A 16216-nucleotide genomic window follows, 5' to 3' on the forward strand; every position below is an offset into this window, starting at 1 on the left:
CGCCCAACAATGGTTAGATTTCAGTGCTTTGGTTGGAAGTACAGAGGTCGCAGAGTGCTGTAAGTTTAGCAACAAATGTTGTAATAAATTTTGTTATGCATATATTAAATGACTTATACGTGAAATTTAAAATTTAACGAGATACACCCTTTCGCCTCAATACATAAGCATTGCCTAAATAAGGCTATCGCCGCAAATGGCGATTGCGCCGGATGTTGCTTAATATTTGCCGTTCAGATGATCCAATTGGTCTGTGCTCCAGCGCGTACCCGGCAAGTCTGACGGTGCGGATAGCAGCATTCTGCGAGCATTGCTTGAGCAACTTTCGCAATTGGCTGATGTGAACATCGACCGTGCGCGCGCCGACACTAGCGCTGCCTGGCCAAGCCACTCCTATCAGTTCATCTCGGCTGATTACCTTCTCGGGGTTTACCAGCATGTGGCGCAGTAGTTTGAACTCAATTGGCCCGAGCAGGATCTCCCTGCCGGCGCAGTGCACGCGATACGTATCGATGTGCATTTCGACATCGCTGTATAGTAGCGATTTGCCGCTCGGGCTTGCTGGTCCTGATGTTTCGCCAACAGCGAGCCTGAGCCGCAGGTACTCGAGCAGTTTGGCCGGCGCAATCGGTCTGGCAAAGCGCTCATCGATGCCGGACTTCAACAGCTGAATGTGCTGGTCCGCCGCGCCGGAAGATACCAACGCGATACAGGGGAGAGCGCTGGTCCGCGCATCCTGCTTGAGCCGAGCGCTGCCGGCCGCAAACTGATTGTCCGGCCGACAGTCCAGCACCACAGCCTGGACCGGCTGGTCCGTGGCAAGTTCCATGGCCTCCTCGACTGAGCCGGCCAACGCGCTAGTGAAGCCGTCAACCTCCAGAATATGACTGAGGAGCAGATATAACTCGGCATCTTGCGAGCAGATCGCGATCAATGGCTTCATGTGCGCAGCTAGGGCTTTCGGCTGCTATCGAGACGAAGTGGTTTCGTGTCGAATCCGTCGGTATAGGACACCAGAATGCCAGAACGAGGCGACCATAACAACAAAGCCCAAGCGGGCGTGCGAAGCGACCCGGCCGCCGCTGCCACCTGACAGGTGTCTGAGTTGAGCCCCCATGTCCCTCGACCAGTCATTGCAGAGATTTGTCGAACCCGGACGACGCTTGTTCTGACATCGGACATGACCGTTCGAACTCGGTCCAGGCGGTCTTTTCCCCGCCCCGAAACCTGCGCTCCTGTACTTAGTACAGGTTGTCCTGAACGCTCCGGTCTGCAATAAATTGCCTACGCGCACAGCTTACACGGCGGCAGTTCCACACCACTGTTCAAAGTTGTTCGAAGGCCAGGGACGACACGACGAATGTCCTGGGGGCAACGCTCCTTGGATCGTGGCTCACTCCGCGTGGGTTCCCAACGTCCGGCCTAGCGGCGCGCCGCTGCCCTCGCCGGACCAAACCGCGGGAGCCTTTGGTATGGCAAAAATACACTCCGATCATTTCGACGCCGGCACTATCGACGACAGCATTTTGACGCTGTGGGAATTTGCCGATCCAGCCGCTGCAGTACAGGCAGCTATTGAGATTTATGGAGCGAGCGCAACGACTGCTGCAGCATGGTGCGCGTTGACTGCACATTTCGACGGGCGCAAAGGCGACTACCGCTTCTGGTGCACAGTTTTCTCCGAGTTGAATACCACCTCACAAGCCTAGTCAGCCCGTGTGCATGCCGGTGTCTTTCGCTCGGCCGTTAACGTTGATGGTGCGTGTCCTGGCCGTCCAGCATTTGAATTTTCTCAACGTCTACCCTAAGGCGCGCAGGTTTCGGATCGGACGGCCACTGGAAGCCTGACCGGCGGCCGCCACTATTGAATTCGCATCAATGCCGTGGTGTCGATAGAGATCCGCGATTGTCCCGGTCTGGCCGAAATGCTCGACGCCAAGCGAACGGGTGCGATGTCCGAGAACCGATCCCAGCCACGCCAGCGTCGCCGGGTGGCCGTCGAGAACTGTAACCAGGCCGCAATTGGAAGGAACCTCTGCCAGCAGCCGCTCAGCGTGGCTTCGGGCGTGGACCAAGCCGCGCTCGCGAGCGCGTGACGCGGCGGTCCAGCCGGCATTGAGCCGGTCCGCCGAGGTGATCGCCAGCAGTCCGACATCGCGCCTGTCTTCAGCGATGAGACCTACCGCCTCGATCGCTTCAGGTGCCATTGCTCCGGTATAAGCGACCACGATCTGCGCGTTCGGGCCTGGCCTGCGCATCCAGTAGGCGCCATTGACAATGTCTTGGGCCCGCTCGGGCGAGATCATCCGTTTGGGCTGTTCCAGCGATCGGGTGGACAGCCGCAAATAGACCGCCCCGCCGGTCCGGTCACGCAACCAGCTTGTCTCTTCCGGTTCGGATTGGCCGGAGTGCTGGATATAGTCGAAGGACCAACGCAGGATCGTGGCGAGTTCATCGACAAAGGCCGGTTCGAAGCTCGCAAGTCCATCCTGTGCCATTCCGATTAACGGCGTAGCGATCGACTGGTGCGCCCCGCCTTCCGGTGCCAGGCTCACGCCCGAGGGAGTCGCAGCAACGATGAACCGAGCATCCTGGTAGCAGGCATAATTCAGTGCATCCAGACCGCGTTCGATGAACGGATCATAGAGTGTGCCGACCGGCAGCAGGCGCTCCCCGAAGATCGAGTGCGAAAGGCCGAATGCAGACAGCATGATAAAGAGGTTCATCTCGGCGATCCCGAGTTCCATATGCTGGCCTTTGGGAGAAAAGGTCCAGTTGTAGGTCGAGGGGATACGCTCGGACTTGAACAGGTCGGCCATTTCCTCGCGAGCGAACAGTCCGCGGCGGTTGACCCAGGCGCCGAGATTGGTCGACACGGTCACATCGGGCGAGGTCGTGACAATGCGCTTGGCGAACTCCGTATCACTCTTGGCGATCTCATGCATGAGCAGCCCAAAGCCCTGCTGTGTCGACATCGACGGCTGAGCGGAAAAGTCGAGCCGCTCAGGGACCTGGACGGTGGGCGCCGAATAACGGCGCCGGCCCTTTTGGATGAATGGCACTGCGGCGAGAAAATCGCCGAGTGTTTCGCTTGGGACCTCAAGGCCTTCGAACGGCTCCCACTCGCGACCTTCGCGGATGCTCATCGCCTTGCGCAAGATGTCGACCTGCGCCGGCGTCATCAAGCCGGCGTGGTTATCCTTGTGACCGGCTAGCGGCAAGCCGAAACCCTTGATCGTGTAGGCGATGAAACAGGTCGGCCGATTGTGTGTGCCGGCCTTTTCGAAGGCCTCGAGCAATGTCGGAAGGTCATGGCCGCCGAGATTGCCCATCAGCCTCGCCAGCTGATCGTCGCTGCGTCTTTCAATCAGCTGCGACAGCGGTCCTTGGTCGCCGAGATCATCGAGCAGGCGTTTGCGCCAGGAGGCTCCACCTTGGAAGGTCAGTGCGGAATAGAGCTGGTTCGGGCAACGGTCGATCCACTCCCGCAATGCCTCGCCGCCCGGCTCAGTGAACGCGGCCTGCTGCAGAGTGCCGTGCTTCAGAATGACCACATTCCAGCCGAAATTGCGGAAGATCGATTCGAACCGCGCCCAAAGCCCCTCGCGGACGACGGCGTCCAGGCTCTGGCGGTTGTAGTCGACCACCCACCAGGTGTTTTGAAGCCCGTGCTTCCATCCTTCGAGCAGCGCCTCGAAGATGTTGCCTTCATCCATCTCGGCGTCGCCGACCAACGCCACCATGCGGCCTTCGGGCCGCCCATGGCCCCAGCCCTTGGCGCGGACGTAGTCTTGCGTCAGCGATGAAAACAGGGTCTGCGCCACGCCCAATCCGACCGAGCCGGTGGAGAAATCTACGTCGTCTTCGTCCTTCGTGCGCGACGGATAAGATTGCGCGCCCTCGTAGGCGCGAAAATTCTCCAGTTTCTCTCGTGTTTGATTGCCGAGCAGATACTGGATCGCGTGAAAAACTGGGCTTGCATGGGGTTTGACCGCAACGCGATCTTCCGGCCTGAGAACCGCAAAATAGAGCGCGGTCATGATGGTCGCGAGCGACGCGGACGACGCCTGATGCCCGCCGACTTTCATGCCATCGTCGTTGCTCCGCAAATGGTTGGCATTGTGGATCGTCCAGATCGCCAGCCACAAAATCTTGCGTTCCAGAGCCGAGAGCGTGGTGATGTCCTGATTGTCCATGCCTGTCATCCCATGAAGGCAACAGCGTAGGAGGATAGCCTTGACGAAGGTAATCAAATCCAGCTTGTATTGGCTTCATTTTAGCAAAATCAGCCAATTCAACAACAAAAAATGGGTAAATGAGCCAATGCGCCAAATTGACGATATCGACCGCCGGATCATCGCCGCCGTCCAGGAGAACGGCAAGATTACCACCCACGAACTCGCCGAGCGGGTCGGCCTTTCGCCATCGCCGTGTGCGCGGCGCATTCGCATGCTCGAAGATGCCGGCGTTATCAAGGGTTACACCGCGATCATCGACCAGAAGAAGGTTGGCCTGCCTGTCAGCGCCTTTGCTTCGATCAAACTGGAACGCCAGCGTGAAGAGGATCTGGATCGTTTCGCCCAAGCTGTGGCTCGTTGGCCCGAAGTGGCTGACTGCTACCTCATGACGGGCCAGCGTGACTACCTGATGCGCATCGTCGCGCGCGACCTCGAAGCCTACGAGCAATTCCTGAAAGACAAGCTGACACGCCTGGAAGGTGTCGCGTCTATCGAGACCAGTTTTGCCCTTGGCCAGGTCAAACGGTCCGAGGTGCTGCCTCTCCTGTAGATTTTGGCTTTGTACGCGCCGGCAACTTTTGACCTGGTCGGTGCAGCCAGGGCGTTGACTATGAGGCAGCAGAGGGGGCTTTGCACTCGGCCCTCATCGCTACGGATGGTTCGCCTGATCGCTTTCGCGACCCTCAGCGGCGCGTTGCTGGTGGTCGATGGCGGCAACTGTCTAGAAACGCAAAGACTGAAGGCCTGGTCGGCACATATCTCAAGGGTCGATTTTTCAGATTCTCTAAATGCGGCGATGATCGCTACCTGTAGAAAAGGACTTTGCCGCCGGGAATGAGTTGTAGGCAGAAGTCGTAGTCGGCGATGTTCCTCGTCAACAGGACAAGCCCCGATTTCGATGCCTGCATATACAGAGTGCAGTCGTACAGGCAGCGCAGCCTCTGGTCGTCCTGGTAGCCCTGCAGGCGACAGAGCACGCCATTCAGAACAGCAGCGCGGCCAAGGACGTCGGCATCGGGCGTCAGGATCCGGTGTCCGGGCATCGATCGGATGACCTCGGACACCGCCTTATGCACGCCTGCGGTGCGTGGATCCTCGGCCTTCAGGACACCAAGTGTATGGGCCAACTCCTGGATGCAGATGGCTGAATGGTTGTTGTGCCGAGCGCCCATGATCTGCTTCACCAACGCGGGCGCTTTGCCTTGGAGCCTGTCGATGTACACACAGGTGTCGAGCAACAGGGCTTGCCCGCCGAGATCGCCCTCGTTCACGAAGGGCAGCTGATCATCAGGTCGGCGAGCAAGTGTTCTGGTTGGAAAGCCACGGAGCGAGCGAAGGGCTGCTTCAACATCGAATTCTGACACTCAAACCTCAATCAGAAGCCGAGCTTGATGTCTGGATCGATGGCTCCCGCGAGCTTGTTCATGGTCGCGGGGAAATTGTCCTCAAGCGCAACATTGGCGAGAGCGAATTCAAGCAGCTCGGTGTCACCCTTAATGCCCGTCTGGCGCTTAGCCTGCTCAATGAGGGCATGGCTCAAACGTGCTGTGATCCGCTCGTCCTTGGAGCCGATCAGGCCTTTGCGAATGGCAGCTTGAAGCGTCTGCCGAACGACAAACTTCCGCTCGCCCGGCATGTCCTTGTTGACATCCTTACGGATCAGACTCCGCATGCGCTTCTTTTTCGCAACGAAGCGCTGTTGCGGAGCAGTCGATGACGACCGCATTCTCAGCGTCTTCGCCATATCGCTACCTCCTATGTTGTTAGCCAAGTCGTGTGTTTTGGCAAACATAACAGATGGGAGCAGCTTTGTCACTCGGAAGCTCGCTCAGATTGCCGAGCAGCCACGTGTGCACGGCAGCAAACGGCGACTGTCGGAAAACCCTAAGTCAGCGAACGTGAGTCCTGCAGAGATCGCAGGGCGTCTGACGTCAGATCTTTTGCGCAGCGAAACGCGTCCGCAATGCTTGCATCGCAGGTGAGGCCTAAATTGATTTCGCCAGCCGATCGGCCAACGCGTGACGTAGGCCAGCGAGGAATATCTGTCCGCGAGCTTAGATCCACTTGCGCTTTATCGCGATGCCCAGGGCTTGGTAGGTAGTCACGACGTTGAGCTTCCGACGAATGTTCTGCAGCTGGAACTCGACGGCTCGCCGACTGACATTGCGGAGTGCCGCGATATCGTCGTTGGTCTTACCCTGCAGAAGCCATGCGAGACATTCCAGCTGATAGCTCGTCAAAGGGGAGGGCGCCGCGCTCATCAGCCCGTGGTCATTGCGGCTCTGCAAGTAGCCATCGACGAAGGCACCAAGCGTCAGAACGGAATATTCGTCTGCCAGCATGGTGGTGTCGGGTTTCCGCTCACGGGACGAGAATGTGAAGAGGGCACGCCTTCCGAACCCGTCGAAGATCGGGATGGAGATCCCCGAACGGATGCCAAAATTTCGGGCTTCGCCAAAGAACTTTCGGTGAGACTTTCTTGCTGGAACGGGCAACCCGTTCTCCGACCAGGAGTAGGCTCCGCGCCTCGCGGATACCGCTTCGACGACAGGGTCCACCTTGGCGAGGCCGCTGTCGAGATAGTGCTTCTGCCACTCCACCGGATAGTTTGACATGCCATACACGTCGGCCTCGTGGACCGAAAGATAGGTGAACCATTCGAACCCCTGGGCATTTGCGAACCTGCGCAAAGCCTGATCGATGGCGGGCTTGTCCGGCGCTAATTTCAACCAGTCCCGCAGCGTTTCAAACTGTGGCTTCAGAGACTTCATCAACCCTCCTTCGTGCTGCCCCAGCCGCGAAAAGGTGCTTCTCTTATTCAAGTTAAGCAGCGTGAGATCAACCTCCAAAATACAACCACAGCTAGAAGCGCGGTCAATCCTGTGGATTTTCGCAACCTGAATGACCTTCGGAAACCCGTAATGGTCCGCCTGTTCGAACCCTGTTTCTTTTTGCGCTGTGGAAACAGTGCGGAGAAAATGGCATGCGGCTTGTTGCGGTCCGGAATGGCGAAAACAGCGTAGGGAACAGGCTCATTGATCAAATGCAAGCGCTACGGGCGCGCGTGTTCAGGGACCGCCTCGACTGGAACGTAACAGTCAAGTCCGGGCGCGAGACGGATGAGTACGACGCGCTCGATCCGACCTACCTCCTCGCCGTGACGGACGATCTGTGCGATGTTGTCGGGTGCGCACGCCTTCTCCCAGGCTCGGGCCCGACGATGCTTGGCCGGACGTTTCCGTTCCTTCTCGATGGCGAACCTCTGCCGTGTCATCACGGACTGATCGAAAGTTCCCGGTTCTGCGTGGACACGGAACTCGGCATGAGAAACGCGGCACGAGGACTCCACAAGGCGACGGTGGCGCTCTTCGCGGGCATTCTCGACTGGTCGGTGGCCAATGGTTATTCGGAGGTCGCGACCGTTACTGACCTCCGCTTCGAGAAGCTCCTTCGAAGGGCTGGCCTGCCTTTCAACCGACTCGGCGCGCCGCACCCGATCGGAAACACCATCGCGATCGCCGGCATCATTCCCGCCACTCTTCAAAACGCCCTTCGCGTTCGGCCAGACGGTTATGAACCATTCTCCATGGACGCGACCCGGCTCGCAGCGTGAGTGGCCGAACAACCGACACTATCGCATCCAGAAAAGATCGTTCCATGATGCCAACGTCGCAATCGCACCATCGCCTCGTTCGAAAACTTCGCGAGGCCATGGGCAGCACGATCTGCAACACGCTCGACGATGCGCTCGTCGTCGAGATCATGCTGAATCCGGACGGACAGCTCTTCGTTGAACGGATCGGTGAGCCGATCACGCAAGCAGGCAGATTGGCGCCACAAGCGGCCGAGACAATCATTGGCACCGTCGCTCACGCACTCGGAACGGAAGTGAACCTCAACAGGCCGATCATCTCGGGCGAGCTGCCAATCGGCGGCCATCGATTCGAGGGGCTGCTCTCGCCGATCGTTACGGCACCCGTCTTCACGATCCGCAAGCGTGCCACGCGGCTTTTCTCGCTCGACAGCTATGTGCGCGACAAGATCATGACCGAGTACCAGGCGTCGGTGATCCGCAGCGCCGTCGAGAACCGAATGAATATCATCGTTTCCGGCGGCACAGGGACGGGCAAGACTACGCTCACCAACGCGGTGATCGGCGAAATTGTCAGCCTGACCCCGGAACACCGGCTGGTCATTCTTGAGGACACGGCTGAGATTCAATGCGCGGCCGAAAACGCGGTCGCCCTTCACACGACCGATGCAGTGGATATGAGCCGGCTGTTGAAATCCACCATGCGTCTGAGGCCCGACCGGATCATTGTAGGCGAGGTTCGCGACGGTGCCGCACTCACACTGCTGAAGGCGTGGAATACCGGCCATCCCGGCGGCATCGCCACGATCCACGCGAACAGCGCTCTTTCGGCATTGACCCGGCTCGAGCAGCTGACGGCCGAGGTTAGCTCGAGCCCGATGCCTGAAATCATCGGCGAGGCGGTCGACATGGTCGTCGCCATTGAGCGCACGTCGAAGGGCCGTCGCGTTCGTGAACTGCTGGTCGTCGAGGGCCATCGCGACGGTCGGTACCGCATCGAATCCCACGGCAGCGAAGAGGGGCAACGCAATGTCGCGTAAGGCGATCAAGATTTCTCTTGGATTGATTGGTTCACTTGTCCTCCTGGCCGAGCCGGCACTCGCCGCAGGCGGCGGAGGAGGACTGCCCTGGGAAGGTCCGCTTCAACAGATCCAGCAGTCTATCAACGGACCCGTTGCCGGCACGATCGCACTCGCGGCCGTCGCGATCGCTGGCGGCATGCTGATCTTCGGTGGGGAGCTAAACGATTTCGCACGGCGGCTGGTTTATGTCGTGCTCGTTGCAGGCATCCTTCTCGGCGCCACGCAGATCGTCGGGCTGTTCGGAGCTGGCGGAGCAGCGATCGGTGCGCCCAAGGAGGCGCCCGTCGAGGGAAGGGCGCTTGATCCATCTGCGACCGACATCGATGGCTGAGCGCGTCAGCCACCTCCATCGCGTGAGGATTCATCGAGCGCTTTCCCGTCCCAACCTCTTGTTCGGCGCGGACCGGGAGCTGGTGCTCGTGACGGGCCTGGCAAGCGTCATCCTCATCTTCGTCGTTCTGACCTGGTTCTCAGCGATGTTCGGCATCGCGATCTGGATCGTCGTCGTCGGGATGCTGCGCATGATGGCGAAAGCCGATCCGATGATGCGAAAGATCTATCTGCGCCACATCAGTTACCGGCCGCACTACCGGCCGACCTCGACGCCCTGGCGGGCTTACTGAACAGGGGTGCCAGTCATGGTTGCGCTCAAGAAATTCCGGCATTCCGGTCCGTCGTTTTCCGACCTGCTTCCCTACGCAGGTCTCGTGGACAACGGCATCCTGCTGCTAAAGGACGGCTCGCTACTTGCCGGCTGGTACTTCGCCGGGCCAGATTCGGAGAGCTCGACGGACTTCGAGCGCAACGAGGTCTCGCGCCAGATCAACGCGATCCTTGCGCGCCTCGGCACTGGCTGGATGATCCAGGTCGAGGCAGTGCGCGTACCGACCGTCGCCTATCCCAGGCGTGAGGATTCAAACTTCCCCGATGCAGTGAGTGCTGCGATCGACGGTGAACGTCGCAGGCACTTCGAGGCCGAGAGCGGCCATTTCGAAAGCCGGCACGCGATCCTGCTCACCTACCGGACGCCGGAGAAGCGCAAGTCATCATTGGTCAAATATGTCTACTCCGACGACGCCTCCCGCAATGAGCGCTTCGCCGACAGCGTGCTCAATCATTTCCGCACTGCCATCCGCGAGTTCGAGCAGTACATGGCGAGTGTCGTCTCAATCCGGCGCATGGCCACGCAGGAGACGGAAGAACGCGGCGGAATACTAGTCGCGAAATACGACGAGCTCCTGCAGTTCGTACGTTTCAGTATCGTCGGCGAGAACCATCCCGTCCGGCTCCCGGCAATCCCCATGTATCTCGATTTCCTGGTGACGGCCGATTTCCACCATGGCCTGTCGCCGCTGGTCGACAACCGCTATCTGGCAATCGTCGCGATCGACGGTTTTCCTGCGGAGAGCTGGCCCGGCATCCTCAATTCTCTCGACCTGATGCCGCTGACCTATCGCTGGTCTTCGCGCTTCATGTTCCTCGATTCCATCGAGGCGCGGCAAAGGCTGGAGCGCACACGCAAGAAATGGCTGCAGAAAGTGCGTCCCTTCTTCGACCAGCTTTTTCAGACGAACTCCCGTTCGATCGACCAGGACGCGCAATTGATGGTCGCCGAGGCTGAGGACGCGATCGCCGAAGCATCCTCGCAGCTGGTCGCCTATGGCTACTACACGCCGGTCATCGTGATGTTCGACGACGACGAGCGCCGGTTGCGCGACAAGGCGGAAGCGGTGCGCCGCCTCGTCCAGGCTGAAGGATTCGGCGCTCGTATCGAGACTTTGAACGCGACGGAAGCGTTCCTCGGCAGTCTGCCCGGAAACTCCTACGCCAATATCCGCGAGCCGCTGATCCACACCCGCAACCTCTCCGATCTCATCCCGCTCAACTCGGTCTGGTCGGGAAGTGCCGTCGCGCCGTGCCCGTTCTATCCGGAGGCCTCACCGCCGCTCTGCCAGGTCGCGTCCGGCTCAACGCCGTTCCGGCTCAATCTGCATTCCGGCGATGTCGGCCACACGCTGATCTTCGGTCCGACTGGCTCTGGCAAATCGACGTTGCTGGCGCTGATCGCGGCTCAGTTCCGTCGCTACCAGGGCGCGCAGCTCTTCGCCTTCGACAAAGGCCGTTCGATGCTGCCGCTCACGCTCGCCATCGGTGGCGATTACCATGATGTCGGGGCGGGCGAGGGGCTGTCATTTTGCCCGCTCCGCGAACTCGGGACCGATGGCGACCGGGCTTGGGCGGCGGAGTGGATCGAAGCGCTGATTGCGCTTCAGGGCGTCAAGATCACGCCGGATCATCGTAACGCGATCTCGCGGCAGCTTGGCCTGATGGCCGCATCCGAAGGCCGCTCGCTGTCCGACTTCGTATCGGGCGTGCAGTTCCGCGAGATCAAGGATGCGCTGCATCACTACACCGTCGATGGTCCCATGGGCCACCTTCTCGACGCCGAGGACGACGGCCTGACGCTATCGTACTTCCAGACCTTCGAGATCGAGCAGTTGATGAACATGGGCGACCGCAATCTCGTTCCGGTCCTGCTCTATCTGTTCCGCCGCATCGAGAAGCGCCTTACCGGAGCTCCGAGCCTGATTATCCTCGACGAAGCCTGGCTGATGCTCGGCCATCCGGCCTTTCGCGAGAAGATACGCGAATGGCTGAAGGTGCTGCGCAAGGCGAACTGCGCCGTCATCCTCGCTACGCAGTCGATTTCGGATGCCGAACAGTCCGGCATCATCGACGTGCTGAAGGAATCCTGCCCCACCAAGATATGCCTGCCGAATGGCGCCGCGCGTGAGAGCGGCACACGCGAATTCTATGAACGCATCGGCTTCAACGAACGCCAGATCGAGATCGTCGCCACCGCTCTTCCCAAGCGCGAATATTACGTCGTCTCGCCGGAAGGCCGCCGTCTGTTCGACATGGCGCTCGGCCCCCTCACGCTTTCCTTCGTCGGAGCCTCGGGCAAGGACGATCTCAAGAGGATCGCGGAATTGCGGGAGGTTTACGGCCAGCAATGGCCAGGTCACTGGCTCAAGCAAAGAGGAATCGAGAATGCAGACACCTTGCTCAATCCGTGAACCCGGGCAGCGCGGACGTCCGAACGCGCCGATGCTCGCGCTTCTTGCTGGCGTGGCCTTGTTGCCATGGGTGGTCGCGCCCGCGGTCGCCGGCGCCGCCACTGGAAACGCGACTGAATGGACGCAGCTTCTCAACAATTCCGAGCTGGTTGGTCTCGTCGGTCAGTCGGCCGAGCAGATCCAGAACCAGGTCAAGCAGATCACGCAGCTCGCCGAGCAAATCCAGAACCAGATCCGCATCTACGAAAACATGCTCCAGAACACCGCGCAATTGCCTGCCCACGTCTGGGGCCAGGTCGAGAGCGACCTCGGCAAGCTTCAGGGCATCGTCAACCAGGGGCAGGGGATCGCATTCTCGATGGGCAACATCGATGACGTGCTGAAACAGCGTTTCAAGAGCTACGCCGACTTCAAGACCGAGCTTCCCCAAGGCCAGGACTTTTCGAACGCGTGGCAGAGCTGGTCCGACACCAACCGAGACACGGTCGGCGGGACGCTCAAGGCGGCGAACCTCACGACGGAACAGTTTTCCAATGAAGAAGCAACCATGCGCCAGCTCCGCTCGATGTCGGAATCCTCTGACGGCCAGGTGAAGGCCCTGCAGGTCGGACATGAAATCGCTGCGCAGCAAGTCGCCCAGACACAAAAGCTGCGCGGGCTCGTCGCCCAGCAGATGACCATGATGGGTACCTGGTATCAGTCAGAGCAGGCGAAAGAAGATCTCGCGCAGGCACGGCGGGAGAAATTCTTCAACGCCCCGACCAGTAACATTCGCGGCGGCCAGACCATGGAGCCGCATTGGTGAGCAACGGACAATACCTCGGTTTGGCCCTCGCGCTCCTGTTCTTCGCGGGAGGCACTGTTGTGTGGGTATGGACGACGACAACCATGGGGCCAACTGCGAGCTCGCCTTCGTCTCCTGCAACACCATCAGCCCCGGATGCCGAACATGGCAGCCCCGTGGAGAAATTCTTTGGTGGTGACCCGGATCGCAATGTTCGGAAAGGCCAGGAGATGAAGCCGCGATGGTAACGAAACCAAAACGTGGATTCCGGTTCGTCGCCGGAGCATCCGCTGCCATTGTTCTGTTGGCGTGTGCTCCGGCTCTTGCCCAGGATGGCTCGGTGTTGACGGCTCTGGAAAACTCCGTCGTCACCGCCGCCAAGGGTTGGGAATCGACGGTGATCGATGCCGCCCGTTCCCTGTTCTGGATCCTTGCGGGAATAGAGATCGGCATCGCCGCGGTCTGGCTCGCCATCAATGCCGCCTCCCTCGATGCATGGTTCGCGGAACTGGTTCGACGGATTATGTTCGTTGGCCTTTTCGCGTTCATTCTCGAAAGAGGGCCGAGCTTCGCGAAAGCAATCGTCGACAGCCTGTTCAAGATTGGTGCCAACGGTGGATCGGCCTCGCCCGCCAATGTCTTCGACGCCGGCATACGTGTCGCCTCGAAGATGTCCGAGCAGGCGAAGTTCGGCCTGTTCGAAGACAACGCGCTGGCGATCGCCGCCGTCTTCGCCATGGTCGTGGTGGTTGTTTCTTTTTCGCTTGTCGCTGCGATCTTCGTTGCGGTCATGGTCGAGATGTATGTCGGCTTGCTGGCTGGCATGATCATGCTTGGCCTTGGCGGCTCGTCCTTCACCAAAGACTTTTCTGTCCGCTATCTGGTTTACGCTTTCTCAGTGGGCATGAAGCTGATGGCGCTTGTCATGATAGCGCGCATCGGTTCCGAGGTTCTGCTCGGTCTGGCGGAAGCGCCGACCGCGACATCGGACCAGTTCATCACGACGCTTGCTATCGCCGGCATATCAGTCGTGGTGTTCATCATTTCCATGTATGTGCCGGCCATCCTGCAAGGTCTTGTGCAGGGTGTTTCCGTCACTGGCGGTATGGAAGCGATCCGGCACGGCGGTCAGACATCATCGGTGGCGCTCGGCGCCGGCGCACTTGCCTACGGCGGGGCGAGGGCCGGAGCCTCGGCATATTCCGAGGCCAGACAATCGGGCGCGTCATTCGGTTCGGCGGCCATCAAGGGCGTTTTCTCCGGTGTGGGATCGGCAGGCGGAGCCCTGGCTTCGGCCGCCAAGGATCAGGCAATCGGAGCGCCTGGATCCTATGGGACGTCTACGCTCGGCCTGGCCAACGCCAAGCTGGATGGCGGACGGTCATCACCGAAACCACCTTCCGGGAAACCCAGCTCAACACCCAAACAATAACCCCTTCACGGAAAGCGAGACCTGCACTGATGGCCAGACGCGACCATCCGGATAATCCCTATCTTGCCGCCCGGCAGGAATGGAACGAGCGCTACGGCAGCTATGTGAAGGCAGCGAGCGCCTGGCGCATCGTCGGCATCACCGGCATGGCGATGGCGGTGATCGGCTTTTCCTATGCGCTTTATCAGAGCACGCAGGTGAAGCTGGTCCCCTACATCGTCGAGGTCGACAAGCTCGGTACGGCCGCCGTCGCCGGCTACCCACAGCAGATCGAATATGCTGACCCGCGCGTCGTGCGCGCGACCCTCGGCGGCTTCATCACCAGTTTCCGCTCGATTACACCCGATGCCGTCGTCCAGAAGCAGTATATCGATCGCACCTACGCGTTGCTGCGCACTTCCGATCCGTCGACAGAGAAGATCAACAACTGGTTCCGGGGGAATTCGCCATTCGAGAAGGCGAAGTCGGCAACGGTGGCGATCGAGGTCAACAACGTCGTGGCGCTTTCGAACCAGAGCTACCAGATCGATTGGACGGAATTCGAACGCGACCGCAAAGGCAAGGAAACAGCGACACGCCGTTTCCGCGGCATCGCAACGGTAACCCTTACCCCTCCACATGACGAAGAAATCATCCGACTGAACCCGATCGGGCTGTACCTGCGGGACTTCGATTGGACGGCGCAGCTATGAGACCGGGAAGGCCCTCTGCAATGATATTTTCAACACTTCGAACGAGCTGCGCCGCCGCGGCGATCGCCGTAGCGGTCAATGCGCCCTCGCTTGCGCAGGATCTCAGCGCGAATGAAAGCAAGGGCACGAACATCTCAGGCGAATGGCGCGGGTCGCGTGGTTTGGTCACCAAGGGACCCGATGGCAAGGTCATCTTCCTTTATGGCGAAGTCCAACCATCCCTGGTCTGCTCACCGCTTCAGGTCTGCGACATCGAACTGCAGGCCGGCGAAGTCGTCCGCGATGTGCTGGTCGGCGACACGGTTCGATGGAAAGTCGAACCCGCGACGTCCGGCGCCACCGGCGAACAGTCCGTTCATCTAATCGTCAAGCCGTCCGAGCCGGGGCTTGTCTCTTCGATGGTGGTGACGACATCGCGGCGGACCTACCACGTCCAGCTCAAATCGCATCAGACGCAGTACATGGCCCGTGTCGGCTTCGAGTATCCCGAAGACGTCAATCAGAAGTTCGCCGCGATAACCGCGCGGCTAGAGGCCAGCACCATTCCAGGCGCGGGTGTTCCGGCAGAAAACCTGAACTTCGCCTACCGCACCAGTGGTCGGGCTCGCTGGAAGCCAACCCGCGTCTATTCGGACGGAACGAAGACCTACATCCAGTTCCCATCCTCCTTTGCAGGCCAGGACGCGCCGGTGCTGTTCGTCGTGTCGGGCGGGGAGAACCGCATCGTGAACTACCGGGTGAAAGGCGACATCATGATTGTCGACTACATGGTCGACCGGGCGGTGCTGGTTTCCGGTGTTGGCTGGAAACAGGAAAAGATCACCATCAAGAGGGGAGGGTGACCATGTCCTGTTTCGGAAGGATCCGACCGGTGCGGTCGGTCACGCACATCGCGGCAATAGCCGTTGTCACAACTGGGCTCGCTGCCTGCCAGACCGCTGGCAAGGATGGCGTCATTGCCAGCACGGCCAAGGTCGAGCTCTCGCCCGCATCGGCCAATGCGATTGCCGGCGACATGGTAAGCAAACTCGCCGAGGTGGTGGGTCCAGGCAAAGGCACGATTGTCCTCAAACCCGACGGATCCCCGTTCGGAACAGCGCTCGAAACGTCGCTGAAGGGCTGGGGCTATGCCGTGGCCTCGCCCAATCAGAAAACCGAGGATGCAGGGAAAATCCACCTCGCCTATGTCGTCGACGGTTTTGAGGGCAGCGTGCTGGCCCGGCTCTCCACCTCGACTGTCGATCTCGGCCGCGTCTACTCGATAACTGGTGAAGGCGCATCGCCATCGAGCCCGCTTTTCATCATGCGGCACGGCTAGG

18 protein-coding genes are annotated in these 16216 nt (G+C 59.8%); 13 read left to right on the forward strand and 5 right to left on the reverse strand.

The window, feature by feature from the left end; genetic code table 11:
• Nucleotides 1–184: 184 nt before the first annotated feature.
• Nucleotides 185–943 carry a response regulator transcription factor gene (locus GA829_RS34630; protein ID WP_195180281.1) on the reverse strand — a complete coding sequence of 253 codons (759 nt, stop codon included), beginning with the start codon at nt 941–943 and terminating at the stop codon, nt 185–187.
• A 529-nt stretch (nt 944–1472) separates the two neighbouring features.
• Between GA829_RS34630 and GA829_RS34635 the strand changes: the two genes are divergently transcribed.
• Nucleotides 1473–1709 carry a hypothetical protein gene (locus GA829_RS34635; RefSeq protein WP_258052450.1) on the forward strand — a complete coding sequence of 79 codons (237 nt, stop codon included), beginning with the start codon at nt 1473–1475 and terminating at the stop codon, nt 1707–1709.
• Between the two features lie 90 nt (nt 1710–1799).
• Here GA829_RS34635 and GA829_RS34640 read toward each other — a convergent pair whose 3' ends face one another.
• Entirely contained in the window at nt 1800–4196 is a 2397-nt protein-coding gene (locus GA829_RS34640) for a transketolase (RefSeq protein WP_195180282.1), read from the reverse strand.
• 127 nt (nt 4197–4323) lie between these two features.
• On the opposite strand from GA829_RS34640, the gene GA829_RS34645 reads away from it, so the two are divergent.
• On the forward strand, nt 4324–4788 hold the full coding sequence (locus GA829_RS34645; protein ID WP_195180488.1) for an Lrp/AsnC family transcriptional regulator: 465 nt from the start codon (nt 4324–4326) through the stop codon (nt 4786–4788).
• A 253-nt stretch (nt 4789–5041) separates the two neighbouring features.
• On the opposite strand, the gene GA829_RS34650 is transcribed toward GA829_RS34645, so the two are convergent.
• From GA829_RS34650 to GA829_RS34660, 3 genes are all read right to left on the reverse strand, one after another.
• Entirely contained in the window at nt 5042–5602 is a 561-nt protein-coding gene (locus tag GA829_RS34650; RefSeq protein WP_195180283.1) for a type II toxin-antitoxin system VapC family toxin, read from the reverse strand.
• A gap of 11 nt (nt 5603–5613) precedes the next feature.
• Nucleotides 5614–5982, reverse strand: a complete 369-nt coding sequence (locus GA829_RS34655; protein ID WP_258052451.1) for a hypothetical protein — start codon at nt 5980–5982, stop codon at nt 5614–5616.
• Between the two features lie 310 nt (nt 5983–6292).
• Nucleotides 6293–7009, reverse strand: a complete 717-nt coding sequence (locus GA829_RS34660) for a helix-turn-helix transcriptional regulator (RefSeq protein WP_195180284.1) — start codon at nt 7007–7009, stop codon at nt 6293–6295.
• Between the two features lie 212 nt (nt 7010–7221).
• On the opposite strand from GA829_RS34660, the gene traI reads away from it, so the two are divergent.
• From traI to trbH, 11 genes are read left to right on the forward strand one after another with little or no spacing between them, the layout of a single operon-like run.
• A complete protein-coding gene (gene traI, locus GA829_RS34665) occupies nt 7222–7851 on the forward strand; it encodes an acyl-homoserine-lactone synthase (protein WP_195180285.1) in 630 nt (209 codons plus the stop codon).
• A 47-nt stretch (nt 7852–7898) separates the two neighbouring features.
• Complete coding sequence (gene trbB / locus GA829_RS34670) at nt 7899–8870, forward strand: P-type conjugative transfer ATPase TrbB (RefSeq protein ID WP_195180490.1); 972 nt, start codon at nt 7899–7901, stop codon at nt 8868–8870.
• Nucleotides 8860–9243 (forward strand): TrbC/VirB2 family protein, encoded by a 384-nt coding sequence (locus GA829_RS34675; RefSeq protein ID WP_195180286.1) that lies wholly within the window; start codon nt 8860–8862, stop codon nt 9241–9243. Before trbB ends, GA829_RS34675 begins: the two co-directional genes overlap by 11 nt.
• Nucleotides 9236–9535, forward strand: coding sequence for a conjugal transfer protein TrbD (locus GA829_RS34680; RefSeq protein ID WP_195180287.1), 300 nt, complete (start codon nt 9236–9238; stop codon nt 9533–9535). Before GA829_RS34675 ends, GA829_RS34680 begins: the two co-directional genes overlap by 8 nt.
• Nucleotides 9536–9550: 15 nt before the next feature.
• Nucleotides 9551–11989, forward strand: coding sequence for a conjugal transfer protein TrbE (locus tag GA829_RS34685; protein WP_195180288.1), 2439 nt, complete (start codon nt 9551–9553; stop codon nt 11987–11989).
• A 31-nt stretch (nt 11990–12020) separates the two neighbouring features.
• Entirely contained in the window at nt 12021–12794 is a 774-nt protein-coding gene (gene trbJ, locus GA829_RS34690; protein WP_195180289.1) for a P-type conjugative transfer protein TrbJ, read from the forward strand.
• 59 nt (nt 12795–12853) lie between these two features.
• Nucleotides 12854–13021, forward strand: a complete 168-nt coding sequence (locus tag GA829_RS34695) for a DUF2749 domain-containing protein (protein ID WP_374940457.1) — start codon at nt 12854–12856, stop codon at nt 13019–13021.
• On the forward strand, nt 13015–14205 hold the full coding sequence (trbL, locus tag GA829_RS34700) for a P-type conjugative transfer protein TrbL (protein ID WP_195180291.1): 1191 nt from the start codon (nt 13015–13017) through the stop codon (nt 14203–14205). The genes GA829_RS34695 and trbL overlap by 7 nt, the downstream gene beginning before the upstream one ends.
• 29 nt (nt 14206–14234) lie before the next feature.
• Nucleotides 14235–14897: a conjugal transfer protein TrbF gene (locus tag GA829_RS34705; protein ID WP_195180292.1), complete on the forward strand. Its 663-nt coding sequence runs from the start codon at nt 14235–14237 to the stop codon at nt 14895–14897.
• A gap of 20 nt (nt 14898–14917) precedes the next feature.
• A complete protein-coding gene (gene trbG, locus GA829_RS34710) occupies nt 14918–15739 on the forward strand; it encodes a P-type conjugative transfer protein TrbG (protein WP_258052452.1) in 822 nt (273 codons plus the stop codon).
• A 29-nt stretch (nt 15740–15768) separates the two neighbouring features.
• Complete coding sequence (gene trbH / locus GA829_RS34715) at nt 15769–16215, forward strand: conjugal transfer protein TrbH (protein ID WP_258052453.1); 447 nt, start codon at nt 15769–15771, stop codon at nt 16213–16215.
• The last annotated feature ends 1 nt before the right edge of the window (nt 16216 follow it).

Source organism: Mesorhizobium sp. INR15 (genome assembly GCF_015500075.1).
Lineage (GTDB): Bacteria > Pseudomonadota > Alphaproteobacteria > Rhizobiales > Rhizobiaceae > Mesorhizobium.